The organism is Sphingomonas sp. BL-S-25, assembly GCF_055521555.1.
The window spans coordinates 2,724,118-2,750,395 of the sequence record NZ_CM145486.1 but is presented as its reverse complement, the minus strand read 5'-3'; the positions used below and the strand labels follow the sequence as shown (position 1 = coordinate 2,750,395).

The 26,278-nt window shown below is 66.9% G+C and carries 22 protein-coding genes and 1 pseudogene; 10 read left to right on the top strand and 13 right to left on the bottom strand.

The genetic code is table 11. The annotated features are described in order from the left end of the window. The first annotated feature begins 113 nt into the window (after positions 1 to 113). Positions 114 to 1,397, top strand: coding sequence for a M28 family peptidase (locus ACZ1H8_RS13090; RefSeq protein WP_465181396.1), 1,284 nt, complete (start codon positions 114 to 116; stop codon positions 1,395 to 1,397). An 18-nt stretch (positions 1,398 to 1,415) separates the two neighbouring features. On the opposite strand, the gene ACZ1H8_RS13085 is transcribed toward ACZ1H8_RS13090, so the two are convergent. Both ACZ1H8_RS13085 and ACZ1H8_RS13080 read right to left on the bottom strand, forming a co-directional pair. Further along, on the bottom strand, positions 1,416 to 2,258 hold the full coding sequence (locus ACZ1H8_RS13085; RefSeq protein ID WP_465177621.1) for an HpcH/HpaI aldolase/citrate lyase family protein: 843 nt from the start codon (positions 2,256 to 2,258) through the stop codon (positions 1,416 to 1,418). 83 nt (positions 2,259 to 2,341) lie between these two features. Then, positions 2,342 to 2,746, bottom strand: coding sequence for a GFA family protein (locus tag ACZ1H8_RS13080; RefSeq protein WP_465177620.1), 405 nt, complete (start codon positions 2,744 to 2,746; stop codon positions 2,342 to 2,344). An 88-nt stretch (positions 2,747 to 2,834) separates the two neighbouring features. Here ACZ1H8_RS13080 and ACZ1H8_RS13075 point away from each other — a divergent pair, with 88 nt between their 5' ends. Further along, complete coding sequence (locus ACZ1H8_RS13075; RefSeq protein WP_465177619.1) at positions 2,835 to 3,557, top strand: helix-turn-helix transcriptional regulator; 723 nt, start codon at positions 2,835 to 2,837, stop codon at positions 3,555 to 3,557. A 4-nt stretch (positions 3,558 to 3,561) separates the two neighbouring features. Here ACZ1H8_RS13075 and ACZ1H8_RS13070 read toward each other — a convergent pair whose 3' ends face one another. Together ACZ1H8_RS13070 and ACZ1H8_RS13065 are read right to left on the bottom strand one after the other, a co-directional pair. Continuing rightward, positions 3,562 to 4,488, bottom strand: a complete 927-nt coding sequence (locus tag ACZ1H8_RS13070; RefSeq protein WP_465177618.1) for a DUF808 domain-containing protein — start codon at positions 4,486 to 4,488, stop codon at positions 3,562 to 3,564. Positions 4,489 to 4,581: 93 nt separating this feature from the next. Further along, the gene (locus tag ACZ1H8_RS13065; protein WP_465177617.1) at positions 4,582 to 4,779 is read right to left on the bottom strand and encodes a hypothetical protein; all 198 of its coding nucleotides are present in this window, start codon (positions 4,777 to 4,779) and stop codon (positions 4,582 to 4,584) included. Between the two features lie 218 nt (positions 4,780 to 4,997). Between ACZ1H8_RS13065 and ACZ1H8_RS13060 the strand changes: the two genes are divergently transcribed. The 4 genes from ACZ1H8_RS13060 to ACZ1H8_RS13045 all read left to right on the top strand — a co-directional run bounded on the left by ACZ1H8_RS13060 (position 4,998) and on the right by ACZ1H8_RS13045 (position 9,669). Then, the gene (locus ACZ1H8_RS13060; RefSeq protein ID WP_465177616.1) at positions 4,998 to 5,618 is read left to right on the top strand and encodes a hypothetical protein; all 621 of its coding nucleotides are present in this window, start codon (positions 4,998 to 5,000) and stop codon (positions 5,616 to 5,618) included. Between the two features lie 129 nt (positions 5,619 to 5,747). After that, positions 5,748 to 6,494, top strand: coding sequence for a trehalose-phosphatase (gene otsB, locus ACZ1H8_RS13055; protein ID WP_465177615.1), 747 nt, complete (start codon positions 5,748 to 5,750; stop codon positions 6,492 to 6,494). Further along, positions 6,491 to 8,272: a glycoside hydrolase family 15 protein gene (locus tag ACZ1H8_RS13050; protein WP_465177614.1), complete on the top strand. Its 1,782-nt coding sequence runs from the start codon at positions 6,491 to 6,493 to the stop codon at positions 8,270 to 8,272. Before otsB ends, ACZ1H8_RS13050 begins: the two co-directional genes overlap by 4 nt. Continuing rightward, entirely contained in the window at positions 8,269 to 9,669 is a 1,401-nt protein-coding gene (locus tag ACZ1H8_RS13045; RefSeq protein ID WP_465177613.1) for an alpha,alpha-trehalose-phosphate synthase (UDP-forming), read from the top strand. Before ACZ1H8_RS13050 ends, ACZ1H8_RS13045 begins: the two co-directional genes overlap by 4 nt. A gap of 26 nt (positions 9,670 to 9,695) precedes the next feature. On the opposite strand, the gene ACZ1H8_RS13040 is transcribed toward ACZ1H8_RS13045, so the two are convergent. The 5 genes from ACZ1H8_RS13040 to ACZ1H8_RS13020 all read right to left on the bottom strand — a co-directional run bounded on the left by ACZ1H8_RS13040 (position 9,696) and on the right by ACZ1H8_RS13020 (position 15,777). Then, the gene (locus tag ACZ1H8_RS13040; protein ID WP_465177612.1) at positions 9,696 to 10,217 is read right to left on the bottom strand and encodes a DUF3237 domain-containing protein; all 522 of its coding nucleotides are present in this window, start codon (positions 10,215 to 10,217) and stop codon (positions 9,696 to 9,698) included. Between the two features lie 101 nt (positions 10,218 to 10,318). After that, positions 10,319 to 10,882, bottom strand: a complete 564-nt coding sequence (locus ACZ1H8_RS13035; RefSeq protein ID WP_465177611.1) for a hypothetical protein — start codon at positions 10,880 to 10,882, stop codon at positions 10,319 to 10,321. A gap of 183 nt (positions 10,883 to 11,065) precedes the next feature. Further along, positions 11,066 to 12,553 carry a DUF4403 family protein gene (locus tag ACZ1H8_RS13030; protein ID WP_465177610.1) on the bottom strand — a complete coding sequence of 496 codons (1,488 nt, stop codon included), beginning with the start codon at positions 12,551 to 12,553 and terminating at the stop codon, positions 11,066 to 11,068. Positions 12,554 to 12,694: 141 nt separating this feature from the next. After that, the gene (locus tag ACZ1H8_RS13025) at positions 12,695 to 15,091 is read right to left on the bottom strand and encodes a TonB-dependent receptor plug domain-containing protein (protein ID WP_465177609.1); all 2,397 of its coding nucleotides are present in this window, start codon (positions 15,089 to 15,091) and stop codon (positions 12,695 to 12,697) included. A 92-nt stretch (positions 15,092 to 15,183) separates the two neighbouring features. After that, on the bottom strand, positions 15,184 to 15,777 hold the full coding sequence (locus ACZ1H8_RS13020; RefSeq protein WP_465177608.1) for a cysteine hydrolase family protein: 594 nt from the start codon (positions 15,775 to 15,777) through the stop codon (positions 15,184 to 15,186). An 80-nt stretch (positions 15,778 to 15,857) separates the two neighbouring features. Here ACZ1H8_RS13020 and ACZ1H8_RS13015 point away from each other — a divergent pair, with 80 nt between their 5' ends. The 4 genes and pseudogenes from ACZ1H8_RS13015 (at position 15,858) to ACZ1H8_RS13000 (ending at position 18,871) form a co-directional block, all read left to right on the top strand. Next, the gene (locus ACZ1H8_RS13015; RefSeq protein WP_465177607.1) at positions 15,858 to 16,058 is read left to right on the top strand and encodes a hypothetical protein; all 201 of its coding nucleotides are present in this window, start codon (positions 15,858 to 15,860) and stop codon (positions 16,056 to 16,058) included. A 135-nt stretch (positions 16,059 to 16,193) separates the two neighbouring features. Continuing rightward, positions 16,194 to 16,787, top strand: coding sequence for an SRPBCC family protein (locus ACZ1H8_RS13010; protein ID WP_465177606.1), 594 nt, complete (start codon positions 16,194 to 16,196; stop codon positions 16,785 to 16,787). Continuing rightward, complete coding sequence (locus ACZ1H8_RS13005; RefSeq protein WP_465177605.1) at positions 16,787 to 17,977, top strand: zinc-dependent alcohol dehydrogenase; 1,191 nt, start codon at positions 16,787 to 16,789, stop codon at positions 17,975 to 17,977. Before ACZ1H8_RS13010 ends, ACZ1H8_RS13005 begins: the two co-directional genes overlap by 1 nt. A 113-nt stretch (positions 17,978 to 18,090) precedes the next feature. Further along, a pseudogene (locus ACZ1H8_RS13000) lies at positions 18,091 to 18,871 on the top strand (SDR family NAD(P)-dependent oxidoreductase). Positions 18,872 to 18,919: 48 nt separating this feature from the next. Here the strand turns inward: ACZ1H8_RS13000 and ACZ1H8_RS12995 are convergent. From ACZ1H8_RS12995 to ACZ1H8_RS12980, 4 genes are all read right to left on the bottom strand, one after another. Beyond that, positions 18,920 to 21,649, bottom strand: coding sequence for a valine--tRNA ligase (locus tag ACZ1H8_RS12995; protein WP_465177604.1), 2,730 nt, complete (start codon positions 21,647 to 21,649; stop codon positions 18,920 to 18,922). A gap of 80 nt (positions 21,650 to 21,729) precedes the next feature. Further along, positions 21,730 to 23,790, bottom strand: a complete 2,061-nt coding sequence (locus ACZ1H8_RS12990; RefSeq protein ID WP_465177603.1) for an ATP-binding protein — start codon at positions 23,788 to 23,790, stop codon at positions 21,730 to 21,732. A gap of 2 nt (positions 23,791 to 23,792) precedes the next feature. After that, positions 23,793 to 25,271 carry an ATPase domain-containing protein gene (locus ACZ1H8_RS12985; protein ID WP_465177602.1) on the bottom strand — a complete coding sequence of 493 codons (1,479 nt, stop codon included), beginning with the start codon at positions 25,269 to 25,271 and terminating at the stop codon, positions 23,793 to 23,795. 97 nt (positions 25,272 to 25,368) lie between these two features. Further along, complete coding sequence (locus ACZ1H8_RS12980; RefSeq protein WP_465177601.1) at positions 25,369 to 26,211, bottom strand: alpha/beta fold hydrolase; 843 nt, start codon at positions 26,209 to 26,211, stop codon at positions 25,369 to 25,371. Positions 26,212 to 26,278 lie beyond the last annotated feature (67 nt).

The window sequence follows — 26,278 nt, the reverse complement described above, 5'->3', positions numbered from 1 at the left end:
ATCCTCGAACAGGAGGATCTGCGCGCGATTTCAGCGCTATTTCTATCTCTTACCACTTCTTCCAGGCCGCTCGGCGATTGACCCGCGCGCCCATGGCGGTCACGTTCCGCCGGATGCGCATCCTCACCCTGCTCCCCCTCGCCCTTCTCGCCACCCCCGCGATGGCGCAGGAGAAGCCATCACCCGAGCGGCTCAAGGCCGATGTCGCCAAGCTGGTCAGCTTCGGCACCCGCCACACCTTGTCCGACCCCGACCATCCGACGCGCGGCATCGGCGCGGCACGCCGCTGGGCGATGGCGGAGCTCAGCCGGATCGGCGATGCATGCGACTGTATCGAAGTTGCCAATATCGCCCGCGGCTTCACCGGTCCGCGCGCGCCGAACGGGGTCAATGTCGTCGACGTACTCGGCTTCCAGAAGGGTCGCGATCCCAAGCGGGTCGTGATCGTCATGGGTCATATCGACAGCCGCGTGACCGATGTGATGGACATCACCTCCGATGCGCCGGGCGCCAATGACGATGCCTCGGGCGTCGCGCTGGTGCTGGAAAGCGCGCGGATCCTGTCGAAGGAGAAGTTCGATGCCACCATCGTCTATGCGGTGTTGTCGGGCGAGGAGCAGGGCCTGTGGGGCGGCCAGTTGCTGGCCGAGACCGCAAAGGAAAAGGGCTGGACCGTCGTCGCGGTGCTGAACAACGACATCGTCGGCAACACGGTCGGCCAGGACGGCACCCGCGTCGCCGACCGCGTCCGCGTCTTTTCCGAAGGCATCCGCGCATCGGAACCACTCGACGCACAGCTGGTGCGCCGCGCCGATGGCGGTGAGGATGACGGCCCGTCGCGCGCACTGGCCAAGGCGATCGACGGCGTCGCCGGCACCATCCCCGGCGGGCTGGACGTCTTTCTCGATCGCCGGCCCGACCGGTTCGGGCGCGGCGGCGACCACACGCCGTTCCTCAATCTCGGTTACCCCGCGGTGCGCTTCTCGGTAGGGGTCGAGAATTACGACGCCCAGCATCAGGACCTGCGCACCGACGGCACGCGCGTCTATGGCGACACGATCGACCGGATGGACTTCCCCTATCTGGCGAAGGTGACCGCGATCAACGTCGCGACGATCCGCCGCCTGGCCGGCGCGCCCGATGCGCCGTCGAAGGTCACTTTGGTCGGGGCATTATCGACCGACACGACGGTCAAATGGCCTGCGGTTCCGGGCGCAACCAAATACCGCGTACACTGGCGCCGCAACGACAAGCAGGACTGGGCCGGCCATGTCGACGTGGCCGGCACCGAGACCGTCCTGAAAGGTGTGGTCGTGGACGATAATTTCGTCGGCGTGTCTGCCCTTTCCGCGTCGGGTGCGGAAAGCCTGGTGACGTTCGGCGGGCGCGACCGCTAGCCGCTCGTGCGGTTGCGATCAGCCGGAATGGCCGGCGCGGGCGAGCACGGCCTGTGCCTGTTTCAGATGCGGGCGGTCGATCATCTTGCCGTCCAGCTTGAGCGCGCCCGCGCCGGGATTCGCTGCGAACGCATCGACGATGGCCCGGGCATGCTCGATCTCTCCCGCGCTGGGAGTGAAGCCATCGTTGATCGCCGCGACCTGTGTGGGGTGAATCGCCATCATCCCGGTAAAGCCGTCACGGCGCGCGCGCGCGACATAGGCCGCCAGCCCGTCGCCATCGGCAATGTTGGGGTAGACCGTCTCGATCGCCGCCACGCCTGCGGCATGCGCACCGAACAGGACCAAGCCACGCACCATGCGATAGGGATCGGTATAGCCGCCATCCGCCTCCCGCGATGTGGCCGCGCCGATCGCGGCGGGCAGGTCCTCGGCCCCCCAGGTCAGCCCCGCAAGCAGGGCACCGACCTGACGAAAGCTTCCCAGCTCGAAGATTGCCGCCGCCGTCTCGGTCGCAATCGGCAGGATCGGCGGACAGCCGCCCCCCGCTCGCTCTACGAGTTGCCGTATCGAGGCCGCCCCTTCGGCCTTGGGCAGGACGATCCCGTCCGGCGCGGCAGGCAGCACCGCGGCAAGATCCGCATCGCTGTGGTCGCCATCCAGCGGGTTGATGCGAATGAAACAGGGTACGCCGCGATCTGTACCAAGCCAGTCGGCAACCGCAGCGCGCGCGTCCGCCTTTTTCTCCGGCGCGACCGAATCCTCCAGGTCGAGAATCAGCGCATCCGCACCGCTCGCCGCAGCCTTGGCAAAACGGTCCGGGCGGTCGCCGGGGACGAACAGCAGCGATCTGAGCTTCACGGGCGGCGGACCTCATAGTTGCGTTTGATCCGGCGTCCTTGGCACCGCACATGCCATGCTGGCAACGTCCCGGCACGCGATCGCTACAGGATCGCCTTCTCCGCCGGCTCGGTCCACCAGCTGTCGTGCCGACCATCGCCATAGCGGATCGGCGTGGCCTCCAGCACGTCGAGCGGCACATCGTCGAGGCACATCACCGCCACCGAGACGAAGGCCCCCCCAATCTCGGGGACGTTCCCGTCGCCGAACGGCGCACAACCGCAAGTGGTGCAGAAACGGTGATGGCCGCTCTTCGTGGCGAACTGATAGTCGCTCATCGAGCTCTCGCCGCTCAGCAGGCGGAATTGCTCGGGCTTCAGCAGCACGTTCCAGGCACGACGCTTCGTGCAGATCGAGCAGTTGCACTTGCCCGTCCCCGCGTCGAAATCGATCTCCGCCTCGAAGGTCACCGCGCCGCAGTGGCAGCTTCCATGATAGCTATTCAGCATCGTCGTCCTCCTCGATCTTGTCCCGAGGCCGTCCTACTGACACGCTGCTGACAGCATGGTGTCAGCAGCGTGTCAGTAGGGAGCGGGAATGAGGAAAGCGGATCGCCTGTTCCAGATCGTCCAGATCCTGCGGCGCTCGTCGCGCCCGGTGACTGCCGACGCGATCGCCGAGGAGCTCGAGACGTCGAAGCGGTCGGTCTATCGCGACATCGCCGCCCTGATCGGGCAGCGCGTGCCGATCCGCGGCGAGGCGGGGATCGGCTATGTCCTCGACCAGGGGTTCGACCTGCCGCCGCTGATGCTGACCGCGGACGAAGTGGATGCGGTCGCGCTCGGTGCGCAGTGGGTGGCGGGCAATGCTGACCCGGTGCTTGCCCGTGCCGCGCGCGACGTGCTTGCCAAGATCCTCGCGGTGCTGCCCGATACGATGCAGCCCTTCCTGCTCGACCCGGCTGCACGTGCCGTGCCGAGTTGGGACCGGCCGCGCGACGGGATCGACGCGGCGCAGCTGCGCACCTGGATCCGGGCGGGGCGGACGATCGAGATCGACTATGTCGACGAAACGCAGCGCAGCTCGACCCGTACGGTCTGGCCACTGCTGATCGGCTATCGCGACGCGTCGCGCGTGTTGATCGGCTGGTGCGAGCTGCGGGGCGACTTCCGCACCTTCCGCCTCGACCGGATCGCCTCGGCCCGGTTCCTCGACACGCCAATCCCGGGCCAGCCTTCGCGGCTGCGCGCCGAATGGCTCAGGCAGATCCAAGCCTGCGCCGACCAGTGGCGCAGCGAGACCGAGACGAATCCCGGCTAGGCGATCAGTGCGGGCGGATGCGGTGGAGTGTCAGCGCGATCACTGCACCGACCGCGAGGCCCAGCAGGCCGGACAGGATCGCCCCGGTGACCCAGCCGAGCACGCCGCCGAGCGGGCCGGTGGCATGCGAGACCAGGTCCGATGCATGATGGACCACATGGGCGGGTGCGGCAAAGCCCAGCACGTCCATTCCGTGAACCAGGATACCGCCGCCGACCCACAGCATCGCCGCAGTGCCGACCACCGACAGGAAAGTCATCAGCTTCGGCATCGCCTTGACCAGCCCGCGACCGATGCTGCGCGTCGCGGCGCTACGCCGCTGGGCCATGTGCAGGCCGATATCGTCCATCTTCACGATCAGGCCGACGACGCCATAGACGCCGATGGTGATGCCGATGCCGACCAAAGCCAGCACGATCCCCTGGGTCACGATCGGCGATGTCGCGACGTCGGCCAGCGCGATCGCCATGATCTCGGCGGACAGGATCAGGTCGGTGCGGATCGCGCCGCTGATCTTTTCCTTCTCGATAGCGGCAGGATCCTGTTCGACCGCCGAGGCTTCTTCCTCGGCATGCTCGCCAAAGGCTTCGAGCAATTTCTCAGCGCCTTCAAAGCACAGGAAGGCACCGCCGAGCATCAGCAACGGAGTGATCGCCCAGGGCGCGAAGGCGCTGAGCAGCAGTGCCGCGGGCAGCAGGATCAGCAGCTTGTTGCGCAGCGATCCCAGCGCGATCCGGGCGATGATCGGCAGCTCTCGCTCCGGCGCCAGGCCGACGACGTAGCGCGGCGTGACCGCGGTATCGTCGACCACCACCCCGATTGCCTTCGACCCGGCCTTGCCCGCCGCGGCCCCGACATCGTCGAGCGAGGCAGCCGCAAGCTTGGTAATCCCGGCGATATCGTCGAGAAGCGCTACTAATCCGGAAGGCATGAAGCGTGATGTCCTGGCATCTAAGGTCGCGCCCTGATGCCCGAAGAAGATGAGCGCGCCAACGGGGAAATCGTCAGCGCGGAATCGGAAGGATCAGGCGGCGATCCCGCGCGCCACGTCGGAGAATAACAGCCGGGCGACAACCCGTTCCTGCTCGTCCTCGACATCGATATGGCCGCGGATCGTGTCCGGCCCGGTACCGCCCCGCGTGAGCATTCGAGCGATCATGCGGTTTCCCCGGATCATCGCCGCAACCAGATCCGAATCCTCGAGGCCAAGCGTGCGGGGCATTTTGCAGGGGCCATGGACCCGAAGACGATAGCGGGACATCCTGTATTTAATCCTGGAGCCGAAGCGATTGATCTCGCGACGGAAAACCGTAACCCGCCAGCCGCTCGGCGGTTCCTCGGCCGGTCGCATCGACTCCTGAAAACGCCAATGACACCGCCGAGTTGGAACCAAGCCAGCGCACTATCGGTCCTACTCCCGAACCAGAATCAGGAGTTTCGATGATCCGAGCATTTCACGCTGCCCGCATATGGCCGGTCGCCGCGATCGGCGCACTCGCGCTCGCCGGATGTTCGAGCCAGCCGTCCGTCGAGAATAACAACGCGTCGGTCGAAACCGCCCCGATGGCGATCGAAAGCCCGACGCCCGCCCCCGCAGCGACGCCCGCGACGGTCATCGAGAACAGCGTGGCACCCGAGACGGGCGAAGCCAATGCCAGCGCCGGCGCGACGATCGGCGGCGACGGGTCGGAGATCGTGCTGAGTCCGCTGACCCAGGAGGAGGTGAGGAACGCCAATCTTTCCGGCGAGCTTGCCTGCGGCTTTTTCGCCAAGGGGCAACCCACCCCGCTGTTGCTCGCCAAGGGCAATGTCGGATCGAGCGAGCGGTCGCAGGGCGTGGTCAAGGTCGCCGGCTATGTCGAGCCGGTCAGCGCCGCGGGCGGGTTCGACGGCATGACCAAGGGCGCCCGTTTCGCCGGGAAGGGCAAGACGCTGACCGTGCGTGTGACCGGAGCGGCGGTGAAGGGCGTCGAATCGCCCTCCTATCCCGCCACCCTGACCTATGACCGCGCCGACGGCGGGCAGCGCAGCTTCGGCGGTCTGTGGGTCTGCGGCCCCTGACGGCTCGCCTCGTCGCGCATATGCTGCAACGCAGCAGAAACTGGGCCGGCGATGGAACAATCGGCTGCGGTCACGCGTCCCCTAAGCAAGATCGATCGTCAAAACGGTCTCTTGCAGGGGAAACTACGCATGCAATCAGCCGATGCGGAAGCGCTGACCGCGCCGCCCGCAGACCTATTGGAAGAGGCCAGCCTGTTCCTCGATTTCGACGGAACGCTGGTCGAGATTGCCGAAACTCCCGACGCCGTTGCGGTCGACGCCCGGCTTGCCGCGCTGATGCAGCGGCTTCGCGAGCGCGTCGGCGGCAGGCTCGCGATCCTGAGCGGCCGCGCCGCCGCCGAGATCCGCGCCCTGTTCGGCGCCCCCGACTTCATCGTGTCGGGCAGCCACGGGATGGAGTTCCATTATCCCGACGGCAACACCGTCCTGGCGCCTCGGCCAGAGGCGCTGTCCTTCGCGCTGGCCGACATGCACGACCTGGCTGATCGCTGGCCCGGCGTACTGGTCGAGGACAAGCCGTTGGGCGCGGCGCTTCACTATCGCGGCAACCCGCAGGCGGAGCAGGCCTGTGTCGCGCTGGCGCAGACGCTCGCGGCGCGCCACGGGCTCCACCTTCAGACCGGAAAGATGATGATCGAGGTTCGCGCCGGCGGCGGCGACAAGGGCGATGCGCTGCGCCGGCTGATGGACGGCCCGACCATGCGCGGCACCCGGCCGATCTTCCTTGGCGACGACGACACCGACGAGCCGGGTTTCGTCGCGGCGGCACTGCTGGGCGGCGCCGGCATCCTGATCGGGCCCGAGCGCCCGACTGCCGCGCGCTACCGGCTGGCATCGGTCTCCGACACCCTCGACTGGCTGGAGGCAGCGGCATGAGCGATCTCGATCTCTGGGTCATCGGCAATTGCCAGGTCAGCGCACTGGTCGATCGCACCGGGCGGTTCGTCTGGGGCTGCGCGCCACGCGTCGATGGCGATCCGCTCTTCTCGTCGCTGCTGGGCGGCGAGACGCCCGAGACGGGTTTCTGGTCGATCGAGCTGGAAGACTGCGTGTCGGTCGAACAGCATTATGAGCGCAACACGCCGATCCTGGTCAGCCGTCACACCGATTCGGCCGGCAATGCGATCGAGGTGGTCGATTTCTGCCCCTATTTCCGCCGGATGGCCCGGCCCTATCGCCCGGTCGCCTTCGCCCGGATCGTCCGGCCCGTCGCCGGTCGGCCGCGGATCCGCGTCCGGCTGAAGCCGACTTGCGGCTGGGGCGGCAGCTGCGGCCAGCGGATCGGCGGCACCAACCATATCCGGTACCAGACCGACGCGATGACGCTGCGCCTGACCACCACCGCGCCGGTTGGGCTCGTGCATGAAGAACGCGTCTTCCGCCTGGAAGGCACGCTGCACTTCTTCCTGGGTCCCGACGAGAGCTTCGCCGGCGATATCGCCGCGACGATCGAATCGATGCTGACCAACACCGCCGCCGAATGGCGCGAATGGGTCCGCGGCCTCGCCATCCCGCTGGAATGGCAGGAAGTGGTGATCCGGTCGGCGATCAGCCTGAAGCTGTGCCAGCATGAGGAAACGGGGGCGATCGTCGCCGCGCTGACGACATCGGTGCCCGAGCATGCCGATTCCCAGCGCAACTGGGACTATCGCTACTGCTGGATCCGCGACGCCTATTATACCGTCCAGGCGCTCAACCGGCTCGGCGCGCTCGACGTGCTCGAGGGCTATCTCGTCTATCTGCGCAACATCGTCGACAGCGCCAAGGGCGGCCATATCCAGCCGCTATACGGCGTGCTGGGCGAGGCGGTGCTGACCGAGCGGATCGAGGAGAATCTGTCCGGCTATCGCGGCATGGGCCCGGTGCGCGTCGGCAATCAGGCCTATGAGCAGATCCAGCACGACGCCTATGGCCAGATCGTCCTGTCCAACACCCAGGCATTCTTCGATCAGCGGCTGTTCCGCATGTCGGGCGTCGAGGATTTCGAGGCGCTGGAAAAGGTCGGCGAGCGCGCCTGGGAGAATTACGACCAGCCCGACGCCGGGCTGTGGGAGTTGCGGACGCGCCAGTCCGTACATACATATTCGTCAGCAATGTGCTGGGCAGCCTGCGACCGGCTGGCCAATGCCGCGGCGGCAATCGGCCTGACCGAACGCAGCGCGCTGTGGCAGGAGCGTGCCGACAGGATCCGTGCCCATATCGAGGAAGCCGCCTGGCGACCCGAGACGAAGCGGCTGTCGGCGACCTTCGCGGGCGACGATCTCGACGCCAGTGTGCTCCAGCTGCTCGACCTGCGCTTCCTGGCGCCGGACGATCCCCGCTTCCTCGATACGCTCGCCGCGGTCGAGGCGGGGCTGCGCCGTGGATCGCATATGCTTCGCTATGCGATCGAGGATGATTTCGGCCTGCCGAAGACCGCGTTCAACGTGTGCACCTTCTGGCTGATCGAGGCGCTGCATTATACCGGGCGGAGCGAGGAAGCCCGCGCATTGTTCGAGGAAATGCTGCTGCGCAGGACCGCGGCAGGGCTGCTGTCGGAGGACATCGATCCCGAGAGCGGCGAGTTGTGGGGCAATTACCCCCAGACCTACTCGCTGGTCGGCATGATCAATTGTGCCGCCCTGCTGAGCAAACCCTGGAGTTCGATCCGTTGAGCAGGCTTATCGTCATTTCCAATCGCGTCAGTGCCGGGGGCGGCGCACAAGGCGGCCTCGCCGTCGCGCTGAGTGCTGCCCTGCGTGCGAATGGCGGCATCTGGTTCGGCTGGTCGGGGGAGCGGACCGAACAATTTACCGGGCATATCAACCTGCAGCGCCTGGACGGCGTCACCACGGCGACGGTCGATCTGGAAGATCAGGATATCGACGAATATTATAACGGCTATGCGAACCGCACGCTGTGGCCGCTATTCCATTATCGCATCGACCTGGCCGAATATGAGCGCAGCTTCGCCGGCGGCTATCAGCGGGTGAACGAGCGGTTCGCCGACACGGTCCGTCCGCTGATCGAGGACGACGACCTGATCTGGGTCCAGGATTATCACATGTTCCCGCTCGGCGCAGAGCTGCGCTCGCGCGGAGTGGCCAACCGGATCGGCTTCTTCCTCCACATTCCCTGGCCGCCGCGCCGCCTGCTGGCAACCTTGCCCGAGGCGCCGGCGCTGGTGCGCTCGCTGCTCGCCTATGACGTGATCGGATTCCACACGAAGGAATGGCTCCAGTCCTTCTGCGACTATGTGCGCGCGGAACTGGGCGGCGTGATCGACGACGATGGCACGCTGACGCTGGGCGATCGCAAGGTTCAGCTGCTCGACTGCCCGATCGGCATCGATGCGGGCTTCGGAGTGCTGGCAGATACCAAGCCGGCGCTGGAGACCTTCAACCGGGTGCGCGACAGCGCGGTCGGCCGCGCGCTGATCGTCGGAGTCGATCGGCTCGATTATTCCAAGGGGCTGGAAGAACGCTTCCTCGGTTATGAGCGCTTCCTGATCGAGAATCCCGACGAGCGCGAGGAGGTCGTGCTGCTGCAGATCGCGCCGCCGTCGCGCGGGTCGGTCGAAAGCTATCAGCGGATCCGCAGCTCGCTGGAATCGCTGGCTGGCCGCATCAACGGCGCGCATTCGGCACTGGACTGGGTGCCGATCCGCTACGTCAATCACGGCTATCCGCGCGACGTGCTCGCCGGCGTCTACCGCGCCAGCCGGATCGGACTGGTGACTCCGCTGCGCGACGGGATGAACCTGGTCGCCAAGGAATATGTCGCCGCGCAGAATCCCGAGGATCCGGGCGTACTGATCCTGTCGCGCTTCGCCGGTGCCGCAGAGCAGATGGGCGAGGCGCTGTTGGTCAATCCGTACAGCGCCGAGGAAATTTCCGACGCGATCCGCCAGGCGCTGGCGATGCCGCTGGCCGAGCGCAAGCGTCGCTGGGAGAGCCTCGCCAAGGGGGTGCGCGAACAGGACGTGATGTGGTGGCTGCGCCGCTTTACCGACGCGCTGATGCAGGTGACGCCGGATGCGTCGGCGACGTGCGCGGATTGCGAGGCTGAGTGACGAGCCTCCACTCGCCTCGCTGACTCTCAGGCCAGACGATAGACGGTAATCCGGACGGCCGGATCGGACCGTTCGGGGACCGGGCCGACCGTGCCGGTGAAGACCGACTGGTTGAGCCATTGATGCGGCCCGAGCGGGACCTCGAAGACGGGGGTCGAGCGGACATAACCAGGTCCGGCGACGCCGGTGTTGCGGATCTGGATCAACGTGCCGTCGCGCTCGCGCATCAGATAGCTTGCCTCCAGCACCGTATAGCCGTCGGCGCGGATCAGCTGCCAGTCCATGCCCTCGGGCAGGATCGTGCCGCGAATCCTGGGGCCTTCGAACGTCCCGCCGGTGATCGGGATACGCACCCGGCGGCCGAGCGGCGTCGCCCCGACCTGCTCGGCCAGACCGAGGGTCACGATCGCTTCATAGACGAATTCCAGCGGCAGGCTGGTCAGGCGTTCGGCGCCCGCTGCCGCGGCCTCACCCGGAGCGGCCAGTGCCGCCATGCCGGCAACACCCCCGACAAGCATCGTTCGCCGGTCCAGACCGATCGCCGCCATCACCCTCTCCCATCACTGACGCACATCGGCATCACGGGACGAGGCATAAGGCGATTGTTATCGATTGCAACAATCTCCCGGCAGCGCCAGCGCCGCGCATCCTACAGCAGGTAGATCACCAGATAGCGCAGCACGAGCGCGATCATCGCCACGCGCGCCGCCCGCTCGCCGCGGGCAAGCATCGCGGCGATCATCAGCGCGACCAGAACTACGGTCACTATCAGTGCCAGCGGATGAGTGAGCGCCACGGCCAGCTTCGGCACGCTGGCATACCAGACCAGCTGGCACATCAGCAGACCCAGCATCACCCCGAGCACGATCCGGCGCACGCGGAAAAAATGGGTGTCGAGATCGGGCAGGTCGGCAGGCTGGCGCGGAAAGACCAGGGTGGCCGCGAGATAATAAGCGCTCGCGAAGATCGTGATCGCGCTCAGCGAGAAACCCGAAACGGCAACTGCGTCGCGCGATATCCAGGCCGCTACCCAGAAGGACAGCAGGTCGAGCAGTACGAAGATGCCGAGCAGCGGCGTGAGCCAGCCGACGCGCAAGGTCGCCCCCGGCCGCACCCGCGCCTCGATCGTTCGCGCCAGGCCGCCCAGCACCTCGACGATCGACAGGCCGAGCAGCAGCCCGAACAAGGCGAAGATGAATTCGAACTCGGACATGGTCACCCCCTGGCGGTGGGAATTCCATATCGCACCGGCCAAGTCGAGGGGAGGATTCGCCCCTTACTCCCCCTCCCGCTTGCGGGAGGGGTCCGGGGAGGGCCTGTCACATTGCCAGGGCGTTTACGGGACAGGCCCTCCCCTAGCCCCTCCCGCAAGCGGGAGGGGAAACCCAGTCGGCAATCAGGGCGCCGGTCGGTAGGTCACGCTGGCGCTGCCATCGACGCGGACCGGCAGGTAAAGGCCCTGGCCATGCGCGGTGATCCGGCCGGTCTCGACCTTGCCGATCGTCGCGCGGATTAAGAAGTCGCCGGTGCGCTTCTCGTCGATCGCGCGGCGGACCTTGCCGAGCAGTTCGTTCAGGTCGCGGGTGAAATTCTGCGTCAGCGACGATGCGATCTCGTTCGAGAAGGCAGCGCTGCTGCCGAGTTGCAGCAACAGGTCGCCGCCGATGCCGTCGGTATCGCCGGTGACGCTGAGATCGGCGAAGCGGACTTCGGCCGAGCCGGGCGCGTTGACCGGGCGGGCGGTCAGCCAGATCAGGCCGCGCGTCGGCTCGCCGCCCAGCCGGTCCGATTTCGCCGCCAGGGTGACGCCGACGGCGATCCGGCCACCGGTCGTGCCGTAGACCACGACCTTGTCGAAGCTCGCGCTCACCGCGCCGACCCCGGGCAGGTCGAACGGACGGCGCGACCGCTTGACCAAAGCGCGCAGCACGACGGGCTGAAGCTCGGCATAATCGGCAACGACGGGAATGTTGAACTTCAGGCTGTTGGCCGGGTTCGAGCGCTCCAGCGCCGGCAGCGGACCGGGCTTGGGATCGGCGGGACGCTGCCCCACGAACGTCTCGGTCAGCGCATCGAGGCCGAGATTGAGCCGCAGTCGCTGGCCCTGGATCTCATAACCGCCGAAATGCAGCTTCTGCGGCGTGATCCGCATCCAAACCGGCGGCTTTTCGCGGTTGAGCTCGATCGAGGTGAAGCCCCGGCGCCACAGCCGCTCCACCTGACTGCGCAGCTCCATCTTCGCCAGTTCGCGCGGCAGGGTGCGTTCGAGGTCGCGGATCACCGGCTGGAGCTTCTCGTCCGCCTCGTCGGTGAAGGTGATCCGCTGTCCCAGGAAATCGATTCCGGGCGTCTCGGTCCAGCTATAGCTGAGCTTCACCGTCCCGCGCGGATTCCAGTTGCCGTCGATGTCGAGCCGGATGCGCGCATGCGCCATCGCCGAGGCGGTCGCCGTCTCGCCCTTCAGGATGCCGCCGACGTCGCGCGCGGCGATCCGCGCCTGGATCGGCATGTCGGCGATGATCTCCTGCCCCTCGCCGCGCAGCCGGATCGCGCCGCGCGTGACGGTGCCGACGATCGTGCAGCTGATCGGCGGGGTCACCTTCAGCTTCGCGCCGAACACCTTGACCTGCTTGGGCTTCACGCAGCGGTCGGAATGCTGGTTGATCGTCCAGAGCTGGCGCGGGATCGCCTGGTCGATCGCGCCGCGCAGCGCGGCGGTGTCGACATCGATCGGCACCGCGAGCGTCGAGGACTGGGTCGGCGTGGGGACCGCATCGGTCGCTCGCGCCGGCGGCTCGACCTTCTTCTTCGAACAGCCGGCAAGGACAGCGACCGCGGCGAGCAGGCAGAGCGGCACGAGCGCCGACGGTCGATTGGGGTTCACGCACAGCTCCGCTGAAGATCCCCGTCTGAATACCGGAGGGGCGGCGCGGGTTCCGTCAGCGGGAGAGAACCGCCCCAGCACAGGTGTCGCCCATGCCCGCCACCGGAGGGACGCCGGCGGCAGGCATGTGCCGGGGCGCTCCTACCAGCTAAGCCCGGCGCGGACGTACAGGAAGCGGCCGTTGAACCCGAATGGCGAGTAGAAGGGGAAGCCGACGACGCCGGTGCTGTTGTTCACCGTCGCGGTCGCATCGGGATAGACGTCGAACAGATTGTTGAAGCCGATCGCGAACTGGCCGCCCTTCACCGGCTGATAGCGCAGCTCGAGGTCGGTGATGACGTGACGGCCGCTGTTGATGTCGCCCGATCCGTCGACCGCGGTGCCCGGCTGGTTGACGTTGCCATAATAGGTCGCGCGGGCGGTGATTCCGATTCCGTCGAGCGACCAGTCGAGTGCACCAGTGATCTTTTCGCCCGGCGTGCCTTCCTCCAGCGTCAGGATGCGGCTGCGCGCGAACAACACCGGCGCCGGGTTCACCGTGGCGGTCGAGGTGGGCACGCGGGTCACCACCGTCTGGTTGATGTTGCCGGCCAGGGTGAAGTCGAACGCGCCTGCGCTTTCGGTGGTCAGCCGGTAATGCGCGACCGCATCGATGCCGCGCACGCGCGAGCGCAGCCCGTTGATGAAGAAGCGCGCAGAGGGGACGTTGAACGGCGCGAGGATCGCCGCGACCTGCGGGCTGAACGAGGCCGAGATATTCTCCGACAGGGCGATCTGGTCGCGCAGCCGGATCTGATAGGCATCCACGGTCAGGTCGAACCCGCCCGAGCGCAACACCGCGCCGGCGGAGAAGTTGGTCGACCGCTCGGGCTCCAGCGGCAGGCCGCCCAGCGCGGTGCCGACCGGGCTGACCGAGGGGAAGGTGCCGGTCAGCACCGGCGACCCGTTCTGCATCACCGAGGCGATCGAGGTGAAGTATTGCTGCTGCAGGCCCGGCGCGCGGAAGCCGGTCGAGGCGGTGCCGCGCAGCGCGAACCACTGCGCCACGTCATAGCGCAGCGACACCTTGCCGGTCGCCGTGTCGCCAAAGTCGGAATAATGTTCGAAGCGTCCCGCCAGGCCGACCCGGAACAGGTCGGTGAGCTGCGCCTCGAGATCGACATAGCCGCTGACGTTGCTGCGGTTGCGCTCGACCGCGTTGAGCGGGGAGAAGCCGCCAAAGCCCTGCGCGCCCGGCGGCTGGCCCGCGACGGCGCCGGTCGGGGGATAGTCGTAGGAAGCGCGTTCGCCCGGGGTGATCTTGTACCCTTCGTGGCGCCCCTCGACGCCGAATGCGACGTTGAGCGACTGGAACACGTCGAGGCTGCGGGTGACGTCGAGCCCGGCGGTCCATTGGTCATAGGCGACCGCTCCGTCGTAGAAATTCTTCGGCGACGCGCTGCCATAGGCGAAATTGGCCGAGTTGAGCGTGTTGAACTCGATCCGGTTGCGACCATAGCCGACGTTCAGGTCGACCGCCCAGCCGCTCACCTCGCCCTTCACCCCGACTGCACCGGTAATGTTCTGGGACTTGGTGTTGATGATCGGCAGAAATCCGTCGGGATAGCCGGCGGCCGTCGCGGCGGCACTGGGCAGCCGCGGAAAGGCGGCGCTGCGGGTGTCGCGCTCCTGATAGCCGCCCCAGCCATAGAGTTGCCAGCCGCCGCCGATGCCGGTGCCGGCATTCACATAGCCACTATACTGCTCGACCTCGGGATCGCCGAACCGGCCGGTGACGCGGCTGGGCGAGACGCGCGGATCGAAATCGGCGCGGTTGGTCGGCTGGCGCTTCACATATTCGCCCGATACGGTGACGAAGCCGTCGTCGCCGAAGCCGAGCCCCTGCCAGCCGTTGACGGTGAAGGTCGGCTCGCCGGTCGTGCTGCGGCGGCCGCGCGCGGTCTCGATATCGGTGGCGTAGAAGCCATAGGTCGCAGTGACGCCGCCGCCCGAGCGCGCCTCGCGCAGGCGCAGGTTGACGACGCCGGCGATCGCGTCCGAGCCATATTGCGCCGAGGCCCCGTCTCGCAGCACCTCGATCCGCTCGATCGCGCTGGTCGGGATGGTGTTGAGATCGACCGCGGCCGAACCGCGCCCGACCGATCCGTTGACATTGACCAGTGCCGAGCTGTTGGCACGCACGCCATTGACCAGCACCAGCGTCTGGTCGGGCTGAAGCCCGCGCAAGGTGGCGGGGCGGATTGCGTCGGTGCCATCGACCGCGGAGGGACGCGGAAAGTTGATCGAGGGGGCAAGGGTCGACAGCGCCTGGGCAAGCTCGGTGCTTCCCTGGCGGCGCAGCGCCTCCCCGCCCAGCACATCGACCGGTGAGCTGGTATCGAGCCGCGAGCGCCCGACGACGCGGGTGCCGGTGACGACGATCTCATCCTCGGGACCCGCCTCGGCGGCCGGCGCCGACTCCTGGGCCCAGGCGACGCCGCCATGGGTCAGGGCGGTGCTAGCCAAGGCAAGGCTGACGAGTACGCGTAGCTTGGTCATCGGAAATCCCCTTTGTGTTCGGTGCAAGCTAATTCCCATTGCGTACGTAGGATAACAAACTTTTGGTATCCGTCCGCCAATCCTGCCTTCCGTCACGCCCCCAGCCAGTCCGACAGCGATCGCTCTGCGGTCGATCCCGTCTCCGCACCCATGCTGTTCGCCATGATCTCCAGCGCCCATCGGCCCCGCTCGTCGCATTCCGCCGCGACCGCGTCGCACGGCACCCACAGCCGATAGTCGCGCATATGCGCGTCGGCCGCGGTGAAGAGCACGCAGATGTCGGTCGCCAGGCCCGTCAGGATGAGCCGATCGACCCCCAGCTTGGGCAGCAGCACCGGCAGGTTGGTCGCGTAGAAGCCGGAGAATTGCGGCTTGATGACGAAATAATCCTCGTCGTTGGGGCGCAGCGCGGCGGTCGGCGAGTCGCCCTGGCCGAAGGCGCGCTCGATCAGGCGTGACCGTTCCGAATGCCACTCGCCGAAATTGTCGTTCACATAGATGACCGGCATGCTGGCGCGCTCGGCCTGGTCGCGCAGCCGGCGGATCGGATCGACGATGTCGGCCGCGCGCGTGGCGAGCGCCTCGGCGCCTTCGAAATCGAAGCAGTTGATCATGTCGATGATCAGCAGCGCGGCACCTTCGCGCGGCTGATCCTCATGCGGTGCGGTTGCGCCATCCTGTGTCATCGGCGCGCAACGCCATGGCCGTGCCCGGGTTTCAACGGAACGGCGCATGGCCCACCGCGTTGCGGCGGCGGAGGTGAACCATGACCGACGACCACAAGACCGACACCCAGCCGCGCCCGAACCTGTCGACCGAACCGGGCGAAAAGGGACCGGCACCCGAGGGATCGACCGCGACGCAGGAGCGTCCGAATCTGTCGACCGAGCATCAGCGCGAGGGCGATGCGCGCAGCCCCAGTGACACGCTGGACCGCGGCCAGCCGCACGATGACCAGCCGAACTGACGGACCCACCAAGTCATTGTTAACACAGGTTATTATCGCTCGCCGCACCGTTGCGATTGCACGATGAAATCTTTGTCCCCCGCAGGAACGACGGCGCGTCCACCGGGTTCAGGCACGACATCTACGGAGGCCGGAATGAGCGATACGCTTGATCAGGTGCATCGCGACGATGCGCCGCTGACGACATCCACGCACGAATCCGCCGCGGTCGAGGCCGAAACCCAGGCGCGCATCGCCGCACGCGGTGACACGCTGATCGGCCGGACCGTGACGATCAATCGGCCGCGCGCCGAGCTGTTCGCCTATTGGCGCGACTTTTCGAACCTCGCGACCATCCTCGAGAATGTCGAGCGGATCGACGTGCTCGACGACAAGCGTTCGCACTGGGTGGTCAAGGCGCCGGGCGGCAAGTCGGTTGAGTGGGACAGCGTCATCACCGACGAGTCCGACGGCCACTGCATCGCCTGGGCGTCCGAGCCCGGTGCCGACGTGCCCAATAGCGGCCGGATCGAGTTTCGCGACGCGGGCGAGCGCGGCACCGTGGTGACCGCGACCATCCTGTACGATCCCCCGGCGGGCGTGATCGGCAAGCTGATCGCCAAGATGTTCCAGCGCGAGCCCGCGATCCAGGCGCGGCGCGACCTTCGCCGGTTCAAGCAGCTGATGGAAACCGGCGAGATCGCCACGGCGGCGCGCACCCGCGCCGAGCTGGAAGAGGAGAAGGACTGATGCGCGCACTCGTCTGGCACGGCCGCAAGGATGTTCGCGTCGACACGGTCGACGATCCCGAGATCATCAATCCGCGCGATGCGATCATCCGCATCACCTCGACCGCGATCTGCGGATCCGACCTGCATTTGTATGACGGCTATATCCCGACGATGCAGAGCGGCGACATTCTGGGCCATGAGTTCATGGGCGAGGTGGTCGAGACCGGCGCCAAGTCCACGCTGAAAAAGGGCCAGCGGGTGGTGGTGCCCTTCACCATCTCGTGCGGCAGCTGCTTTCATTGCAGCAAGCATCAATATTCGGCGTGCGACAATGGCCTGCCCGCCGACAATCAGGACATCGCCCAGACCCTGTACGGCCAGCCCATGGCCGGGCTGTTCGGGTACAGTCACATGACCGGCGGCTATGCCGGCGGCCAGGCCGAATATGTCCGCGTGCCGTTCAGCGATGTCGGCCCGATCGTGATCCCCGACGGGGTCGAGGACGACAAGGTGCTGTTTCTGTCGGACATCCTGCCGACCGGATGGATGGCGGCGGAGAATGCCCAGATCGAGCCGGGCGATACCGTCGCCGTCTGGGGCTGCGGCCCGGTCGGGCTGTTCGCGGTCCAGTCGGCCTTTCTGCAGGGCGCGCACCGGGTGATCGCGATCGACCATTATCCGCGCCGGCTGGAGCTTGCCGCCAAATTCGGTGCCGAGACGATCAACTACGAGGATAGCGACGTCTATGACGCGCTGATGCAGATGACCGGCGGTATCGGCCCCGACGCCTGTATCGACGCGGTGGGGCTGGAGGCGCACGGCGTGTTCTTCGACAATGTCGTCGACCAGATCAAGGCGGCGACCTTCCTGGGCACCGACCGGACGCACGTCATCCGCCAGGCGATCCTGGCGTGCCGCAAGGGCGGGCGTGTGTCGGTCCCCGGCGTCTATGGCGGGTTCGTCGACAAATTTCCGTTGGGCGCCTTCATGGAAAAGGGGCTGACGCTCAAGACCGGCCAGACACATGTCCAGCATTACATGCCGGCGCTGCTCAACGCGATCATGGAGGAGAAGATCGATACGACCTTCATGATCAGCCACCGGCTGCCGCTGGAGCAGGCGGCCGAGGGCTATCGGATGTTCCACGACAACCAGAACGAAGTGACCAAGGTCGTGCTCAAGCCCGAATGGGCCGAAGCCGCCGAGTGACACGCCTCCGCCGTTCGCCTGCCCCCCGCGAACGGCCGACCGAAGGTGAGCGGCGCGGTTCTCCCCCTCTTTCCGCGCCGCTCACCTTCCCCAACCCATCAGGAGCCTGATTCATGGCCCACAAATTCGCGATCATCACCGGTGCCGACCGGCATCGGATTGGAACTGGCCAGGCTGGCGGCGGAGGACGGCTATGACCTGCTGCTCGCCGCCGACACGCCGCTGGCGGATGCCGTCGCCTCGCTGCAGGGTTCGGGCGTCGAGGTCGGCGCAGTCGAGGGCGACCTGTCCACGACCGAGGGTGTCGACCGGCTGCTCGATGCGGCGCGCGGGCGGCGGGTCGACCTGCTGTGCGCCAATGCCGGCCACGGGCTGGGCGGTGCGTTTCTCGACCAGCCGGTCGAGAAGTGGCGCCATGTCATCGACACCAATGTCTTTGGCACCGTCTATCTGCTCCAGAAGGTGCTGAAGGACATGGTCGCGCAGGGCGAAGGCAAGGTGCTGGTCACCGGATCGATCGCCGGGTGGATGCCGGGCAGCTTTCAGGCGATCTACAATGGCAGCAAGGCGTTCGTGGACAATTTCACCGCCGCGATCCGCAACGAGCTGAAGGAGCATGAGGGGATCACCCTCACCACGCTGGAGCCCGGACCAGTCGAGACCGAATTCTTTCACCGCGCCGAAATGGACGACACCAAGGTCGGCCAGTCGGACAGCAAGTCCAATCCCGCCGATGTCGCGAAGGACGGGTGGACCGCGCTGATGAAGGGCAAGGACACGATCATCTCGGGCTGGAGCAACAAGCTCCAGGTCGCGGCGGCGGGCGTGCTGCCGCAGTCGGTGCCGGCGCAGATGCACCGCAACATCGCCGAGCCCGGCAGCGGCGACGAGTAAGCGACGGGACGTCGCCCGGCATCCGGCCGGGTCGACGCCCGCTTTCGTTTAGCCCAATCGCGCCAGCGCCGCGGACAGGCGCTCGGCCTCGGCCGATTTCTCGGCGTGATCGGCGCGGGCCTTTTCGACTGCCTCGGGCTTGGCGCGCTCGACGAAAGACGGGTTGTTGAGCCGTCCCGCCAGCCCGTCGCGCTCCTTTTCGGCCGCGGCGATCGCCTTGGTCAGACGGGCGCGCTCGGCCTCAAGATCGACCACGTCGCCCAGCGGCAGGACGAAGGTCGCCTCGTCCACCACGATCTGCAGCGCGCCGCCCGCAGGCACCTCGCCGCTGGCCTGGTCGACCCGGGCGAGGCGCGCGAGCGCCGCTTCCTGACGGCCCAGGCGTGCGGCGGTATCCGCGGAGGCATCGCGCGCGAAGATCGGCAGGCGCGCCCCCGGCGGCACATTCAGCTCGGTCCGCGCGGCGCGCACTTCGCTCACCAGCCGGATCAGCCAGTCGATTTCCTGCGCCGCCGAGGGGTCGAGCGCGCGCGCATCGGCCATCGGCCATTTCGCGACGATCAGCTCGTGATCGCGCGGGCCCATCTTGGACCAGAGCTCTTCGGTGATGAACGGCATGAACGGGTGGAGCATGACCAGGATCTGGTCGAGCACCCAGCCCGCGACCCCGCGCGTCTCGTCCGCCGCCGCTCCGGTGGCGGCGGTGCCGCCCTCGCCCTGCAGCACCGGCTTGGTCAGTTCAAGATACCAGTCGCAGAAGCGGCTCCACACGAACTGGTAGATGGTGTTCGCCGCCTCATCGAAGCGCAGATCGGCCAGCGCGAGGTCGAGCGCCTGCACCGTCGCCACCGTCTCGGCGACGATCCAGCGATTGACCGCCAGCTCGGCCGCAGGCGGCTCGATCGTGCTGCTGGCGGCAATGCCGTTCGACTGGCAGAAGCGCGCGGCGTTCCACAGCTTCGTCGCGAAGTTGCGATAACCCTCGATCCGCTTCTCATCCATCTTGATGTCGCGGCCCTGGCTTTCCATCGCCGCCATGAAGAAGCGCAGCGCATCGGCGCCATATTTGTCGATCAGCCCCAGCGGGTTGACGACATTGCCCTTGGACTTGGACATCTTCTGCCCGTCGGCGGCGCGGACCAGTCCGTGCAGGTACAGCTTGCGGAAGGGCACGTCGCCCATGAACTCCAGGCCCTGCATCATCATGCGCGCATCCCAGAAGAACAGGATGTCGAAGCCCGAGATCAGCACATCGTTGGGATAGCGGCCGCCCAGCGTCGGGTCGGCATTGTCGGGCCAGCCCATCGTCGCGAACGGCCACAGCGCCGACGAGAACCAGGTGTCGAGCACGTCATTGTCCTGCTCGAGCTTCACGCCCTCGCCGGCCTGGGCCTGAGCCTCGGCCTCGCTCTCGGCGACATAGATGCTGCCATCCTCGGCGAACCAGGCCGGGATTCGGTGACCCCACCAGAGCTGGCGACTGACACACCAGGGCTGGATGTTCTCCATCCAGTTATAATAGGTCTTTTCCCAGCTCTTCGGCACGATCTGGGTCTTGCCCGATCGCACCGCCTCGATCGCCGGCTTCGCCAGGGTGGCGGCGTCGACATACCATTGGTCGGTCAGCCAGGGCTCGATCACCACGTTCGACCGGTCGCCGAACGGGGTCTGCACGGTGCGCGGCTCGGCGTCGTGCTCGGCGCCTTCCTTGTCGACATGCGCGACCAGGAAGCCGGCTTCCTTCATGCGCAGCACCACGCGCTCGCGCGCGCCGTCCACGCCGTCGCGGCGGAAGCGGTGCAGGCCGAGAAACTCGTCGGGGACCAGCCCGTCGCTCGTCTGGACGACATTCGCCTTGCCGTCGAACATGTTGAGCATATCGCGCGCCTCGATCCCGGCGCGGCGGGCGACCTCGAAATCGTTGAAGTCATGGCCCGGCGTGATCTTCACCGCGCCCGAGCCCAGCTCGGGATCGGCATGCTCGTCGCCGACGATGCGCAGGCGGCGGCCGGTGATCGGCTGGTCGACGAACGTGCCGATGACCGACGCATAGCGCGGATCGGTCGGGTTCACCGCGACCGCCATGTCGGCCAGCATCGTCTCGGGCCGGGTGGTCGCCACGACGATATGGTCGCTGCCGTCGGGCAGCGTCACGCCATCGGCCAGCGGATAGCGGAAATGCCAGAAGCCGCCGCGGACCTCTTGCGTCTCGACCTCGAGATCGCTGATCGCGGTGCCCAGGCCCGGATCCCAGTTCACCAGCCGCTTGTCGCGATACAGCAATCCGCGCTTGTGCAGCTCGACGAACACCTTGAGCACGGCCCTGGAAAAGCCCTCGTCCATGGTGAAGCGTTCGTTCGCCCAGTCCATCGAGCAGCCGAGGCGGCGCAGCTGGCCGGTGATCTCGCCGCCGCTTTCCTCCTTCCACTGCCACACCTTCGCGATGAATTCGTCGCGGGTGAAGTCGGTGCGCTTCTGCTGATGTGCGTTGAGCTGGCGCTCGACCACCATCTGCGTCGCGATGCCGGCATGGTCGGTGCCGACGACCCAGCGCGCATCCTTGCCCTTCAGCCGGGCATGGCGGACCAGGATGTCCTGCAGCGTGTTGTCGAGCGCATGGCCGATATGCAGGCTGCCGGTGACGTTGGGCGGCGGGTTGACCAGCGTCCAGGGATCGGCGCCCGGACGCTCGGGTGCAAACAGGCCCTTCTCTTCCCAATGGCCATACCAGCGGGATTCGATTTCGGCGGGGTCGAAGGTCTTGGGAAGTTCGCTCATGATGCCGCGGCGCTTAGCGCGAAGCTGCAGGATTCCAAAGCCCCGAACGACGCGCCCATCTGCGGACGGGGACGGCGCGATCAGGCGGGATCGGCGACCGGTGTTCCGGCCAGCAGTTCTTCGATCTTGCGTGCCAGCGCATCGACCGCAAACGGCTTGGTCACCATGCTCATGTTCGTGCCGAGGAAGCCGGCGCGGATCGCGGCATTTTCGGCATAGCCGGTGATGAACAGGATCGGCAGGTCGGGGCGGTGCTGACGCGCGATCTCGGCAAGCTGGCGGCCATTCATCCCGGGCAGCCCTACATCCGAAATCATCAGGTCGAGCGAGGCGTCCGACGACAGGATCTCGATCGCAGCCCCCGCCTCGGGCACTTCGACCGCGTGATAGCCGAGCTCGTCGAGCAGGTCGCGCACCAGCAGCCGGACCGAAGCGTCGTCCTCGACCAGCAGCACATTCTGGCCGCGTCCGGCGGGCACCGCGGGTGCCGCCTGGCGCTCCTGAGTCACCGCGCCTTTGGCCGCAGGGAGGAAGATTTTTACGGTGGTACCGTCGCCCTCGCTGCTGTGGATCCGCACCTGGCCGCCCGATTGCTGGGCAAAGCCATAGACCATCGACAGGCCCAGCCCCGTCCCCTGCCCGATCGGCTTCGTGGTGAAGAAGGGCTCATAGACCTTGTCTAGCACGTCCGGGCCCATCCCGACGCCGGTGTCGGAGACCGCGACGACGACATAGCGGCCGGGCGACACCTCGGGATGCTTGTCGCAATAGGCCTGATCGAGATCGACCGTGCCGGTCTCGATCGTCAGCGCGCCGCCATTGGGCATCGCGTCGCGCGCGTTGATGCACAGGTTGAGGATCGCGTTCTCGAGCTGGTTGGCGTCGGCGACCGCATAGGGGACCGGCCCGTCATGCGCGACATGAATCGCGATCTGTTCGCCCAGCGTCGAGCGCAGCAGGTCGCCGAGCGAGGCAATCAGGTCGAGCAGGTTGATGCTCTTAGGATCCAGAGACTGACGGCGCGAAAAGGCGAGCAGCCGCGCGGTCAGCGCCGCGGCGCGCTGCGCCGAGGTGGTCGCCGCGTCGAGGAACCGATCGACATCGTCCAGCCGGCCGGCGGCGATCCGGCGTTTCACGATATCGAGCCCGCCGATCACGCCGGTCAGCATGTTATTGAAGTCGTGGGCGATACCGCCGGTCAGCTGCCCGAGCGACTCCATCTTCTGGCTCTGGCGCAGCGCCGCCTCGACCTCGGCGCGGCTGGCACTCTCCGCCTCCAACTCGCGCGTGCGAGCGATCACCCGCTGCTCGAGGATCTCGGCAGCATGTTTGCGTTCGGTGATGTCGGCGACGAACACATGGAAGCCGTCGACCTTGCCTGCCTCGTCGAAGCGCGGGATGTAGCGCACATCGGCGTCGCGCCGCGTTCCATCGGGCCAGGGCCAGGACAATTCGAACCGGCTCTCATCGCCGTTCAGCGCACGGTCGACATGCGGCCGCCGCATCTCATAGCCCGGCGCGCCAGCCAGGTCAGCCATGTGCCTGCCGACCACATCCTCGGCCGGGATGCCCAGCCACTCGCCATAGGCGCGATTGGCGAAACGATAGATGCGGTCGCGATCGACGAAGCCGATCAGCACGGGCAGCGAGTCGGCGATCAGCCGCAACTCTCTTTCGCTGCTCAGCAACGCCTCACGCGCAGTGTAGAGCTCGGCGAGCCGGTCGCGCATCTCGAACTGCTTCTGGCGCAGCCGAAGCGCGGTGGCGATCGCGCTGACCAGCGACTCCGATCCCAGCGGTCGTTCAAGGACGATGACGTTCATCGCCGCCTCGGGCAGGCGGCGGCGAACACCCTCGGTGCCGGTGCGCTTGCTCGCCAGCACCACGAACGGCACGTCGGACCAGCTTTGCTGCGCTTCCAGTACGTGGGCGAGCGGGCCGAGATCGCCGTTCAACGCCTCGTCGGTCAGCAGGATCGCGCCGACGCGGTCGTCGAACGCCCGAGCCGCCTCGGCCAGCGTCTCGTGACATTGCGGGTCATAGCGCCGGTCGCTCAGCAATCGGGCAAGGCTCTGGGCGTCGCGGCCATAGGGGGCAACGATCAGGACGCGATGTCCGTCCCAGAGACCCCGTTCGACCAAGGTCAGCGATCTTCCATCAGCGGCGTGGCGGATCCGATATATTCGGGCGTGCCGGTCAGCACGCCCTTGAACTCGCGCAGCGGCTCACCGACGCGAATGCCCTGGCTGTCGACGCGGAGCTCGCGGATCGTGTCCTCATGGGCGCCGCTGCGATTCTTCAAAACCGAAATCGCCTTGCGCAGCCGTCCTTCGGATTCGAAGAAGCGCAGCAACACGAGCCCGTCGGCGATATACGAGATGTCGAGCGACGCCGTCATCGTGCCGACCAGTCCGTGCTGCGGATTGATCAGCAGGGTCATCACGCCCTTCAGGTTCAGATAGGCGAGCAGTTCGTGCAGCTGGAGCAGCAGATGCTGTTCCTGCGGCATCGCCGCCAGATAGCCGTTGAGGCTGTCGAGGGTCAGCACGGTGCAGCCGCGATCCTCGACCTCGCTGCGAACCATCGCCGCGAACTCGCCCGGGGACACTTCCGCCGGATCGGCCTGTCGGATCACCAGCAGCCCGCTGTCGACATGCTTCTGCAGGTCGAGGCCCATCGCCTTGGCTCGAACCAGCAACGTCCCGATCCGCTCGTCGAATTGATAGATGGTCGCGGGCTCGCCGCGCTCGCAGGCGGCGTAGAGATATTGCAGGGCAATGGTGGTCTTGCCCGTGCCCGCCGGCCCGGTGATCAGCGTACAGGTTCCGCGCAGCGGCCCGCCGCCCAGCAGGGCGTCGAGTGCGGGTACGCCGCTCGGCACCGGATCGCCGACCCGCGATCCGCTATGGTCTGCAGCAATCAGGCGCGGAAACACCGCCAGCCCGCCCTTGCGGATCGCCAGGTCGTGATAGCCGGCAACGAAATCGACGCCGCGCAGCTTCTGTACCTGCAACCGCCGCCTCGCGCTGCCGAAGTCGAGCGTCAGCCGCTCAAGCGTGATCACGCCGTGGCACAGGCTGTGGAGATGCGTGTCGCGCTCGCCGCCATTGCTGGTCAGATCGTCGACCAGCAGCACGGTTGCGTTGCGCCCGACGAAGAACTGCTTGAGCGCCAGCACCTGTCGCCGATAGCGCAGCGGATCCTGCGCGAGCAGCCGCATTTCGGACAGGCTGTCGAACACCACCCGGGTCGGCTTCACCCGCTCGACGACATCCTCGATCAGCTTGATCGTGTCGCCCAGTTCGACTTCCCAGCTGTGCAGCACGGTCTGCTCGCGCCCGGGGCCCAGCACGTCCTCCGCGGAGGCGAGTTCGAACAGTTCGATGCCGTCGAGCGACCAGTCGTGCGACTGGGCGACCGCGCGCAACTCCTCGCTGGTTTCCGACAAGGTGATGTACAGCGTCGGCTCGCCCTTGCTGGCGCCGTCGAGCAGGAATTGCAGCGCCAGAGTCGTCTTGCCCGATCCGGGGGCACCTTCGAGCAGGTAGAGCCGATTTCGCGGCAGGCCGCCCGACAGGATGATGTCCAGACCCGGATTACCGGTAGAAATGCGATCGGTCATGGGAGGCCTGCACTGGGAAGATGTCGCTCTATAGCGCAGTTCCGGCAGGACGCTCATATTTCGATCAAGGTCGAAACGATTTAGGCCGCTGTTGCAATCACCTGCGCGGTAAAGCGGATGCGTCGGAAAGGCCGGTATCGCTCAGGAACAGCGAGACTGCGTCCAGGACGATCTTTGGCCGGTCGCGATGGGGCACATGGCCGCAGGCGTCGATCACCATCAACTCGGCCGGCCCCGCGACCCCGTCAGCAATCCGCCGGGCATGGGCTTCCGATCCGAACTCGTCGCGGTCGCCATGGATTGCCAGCACCGGACAGCGGACCCGCGCCAGTGACGCATCGAGCGCCCAGTCTGCCCGCTCCGGTGCCAGCCAGGTCCCGATCCAGGCATCGAGGATCCAGCGGGTCTTCTCGCCATGATGCCGCGCGATCCGCGCCGCCTGGTCCGGGTCGGCGAACTGCACCTCGGCCGCGCGGACGCCGGCCAGCGTGCGATCCTCGACAAAGGCCTGGGCCGATTCGCTGATCACCGCGCGGCATCGCTCGGGAAAGGCCGCCGCGCTCTCGATCGCCATCGCGCCACCGACGCTGTGGCCGAAGGCGACGAAATCGCGGATGCCCAGCTGGCCGAGCAGCAGCGGCACCGTCTCCCGCGCCTCGATCGCGATGAAATCCTGGTCGAGCGGCGCGTCCGCAGGGTCGGACCGGCCGAAGCCCCGGCGGTCATAGGACAGCACCGGCAGCCCGGTGGCCCTCGCGAGCGCTTCGGGAAAACCGCGCCACAAGGCGGTGCTGCCAAGCGAATCATGGAACAACAGGATCGTCGGCGCATCGAACGCCGCCCCCGCCGGCTGCCAGCGACACGCGAACAGCGTGCCGCCCGGCACTGCAACACGATCTTCGGTCACTACAGGCGGCGTCTCGGTCGATGCTCGGGTCATGCCGTCGCCTTGGCCGATAAGCGTTCTCGGCAAAAGCATTGCTTTACGATCGTACAACAGGATCGCG

Bases quoted from the DNA above. Each gene is read 5' to 3' on its own strand.
- ACZ1H8_RS13090 (WP_465181396.1), top strand. From the start codon at position 114: ATGCGCATCCTCACCCTGCTCCCCCTCGCCCTTCTCGCCACCCCCGCG.
- ACZ1H8_RS13080 (WP_465177620.1), bottom strand. From the start codon at position 2,746: ATGCTGAATAGCTATCATGGAAGCTGCCACTGCGGCGCGGTGACCTTC.
- ACZ1H8_RS13075 (WP_465177619.1), top strand. From the start codon at position 2,835: ATGAGGAAAGCGGATCGCCTGTTCCAGATCGTCCAGATCCTGCGGCGC.
- ACZ1H8_RS13070 (WP_465177618.1), bottom strand. From the start codon at position 4,488: ATGCCTTCCGGATTAGTAGCGCTTCTCGACGATATCGCCGGGATTACC.
- ACZ1H8_RS13065 (WP_465177617.1), bottom strand. From the start codon at position 4,779: ATGCCCCGCACGCTTGGCCTCGAGGATTCGGATCTGGTTGCGGCGATG.
- ACZ1H8_RS13060 (WP_465177616.1), top strand. From the start codon at position 4,998: ATGATCCGAGCATTTCACGCTGCCCGCATATGGCCGGTCGCCGCGATC.
- otsB (WP_465177615.1), top strand. From the start codon at position 5,748: ATGCAATCAGCCGATGCGGAAGCGCTGACCGCGCCGCCCGCAGACCTA.
- ACZ1H8_RS13050 (WP_465177614.1), top strand. From the start codon at position 6,491: ATGAGCGATCTCGATCTCTGGGTCATCGGCAATTGCCAGGTCAGCGCA.
- ACZ1H8_RS13040 (WP_465177612.1), bottom strand. From the start codon at position 10,217: ATGGCGGCGATCGGTCTGGACCGGCGAACGATGCTTGTCGGGGGTGTT.
- ACZ1H8_RS13035 (WP_465177611.1), bottom strand. From the start codon at position 10,882: ATGTCCGAGTTCGAATTCATCTTCGCCTTGTTCGGGCTGCTGCTCGGC.
- ACZ1H8_RS13025 (WP_465177609.1), bottom strand. From the start codon at position 15,091: ATGACCAAGCTACGCGTACTCGTCAGCCTTGCCTTGGCTAGCACCGCC.
- ACZ1H8_RS13020 (WP_465177608.1), bottom strand. From the start codon at position 15,777: ATGACACAGGATGGCGCAACCGCACCGCATGAGGATCAGCCGCGCGAA.
- ACZ1H8_RS13015 (WP_465177607.1), top strand. From the start codon at position 15,858: ATGACCGACGACCACAAGACCGACACCCAGCCGCGCCCGAACCTGTCG.
- ACZ1H8_RS13010 (WP_465177606.1), top strand. From the start codon at position 16,194: ATGAGCGATACGCTTGATCAGGTGCATCGCGACGATGCGCCGCTGACG.
- ACZ1H8_RS13005 (WP_465177605.1), top strand. From the start codon at position 16,787: ATGCGCGCACTCGTCTGGCACGGCCGCAAGGATGTTCGCGTCGACACG.
- ACZ1H8_RS12995 (WP_465177604.1), bottom strand. From the start codon at position 21,649: ATGAGCGAACTTCCCAAGACCTTCGACCCCGCCGAAATCGAATCCCGC.
- ACZ1H8_RS12985 (WP_465177602.1), bottom strand. From the start codon at position 25,271: ATGACCGATCGCATTTCTACCGGTAATCCGGGTCTGGACATCATCCTG.
- ACZ1H8_RS12980 (WP_465177601.1), bottom strand. From the start codon at position 26,211: ATGACCCGAGCATCGACCGAGACGCCGCCTGTAGTGACCGAAGATCGT.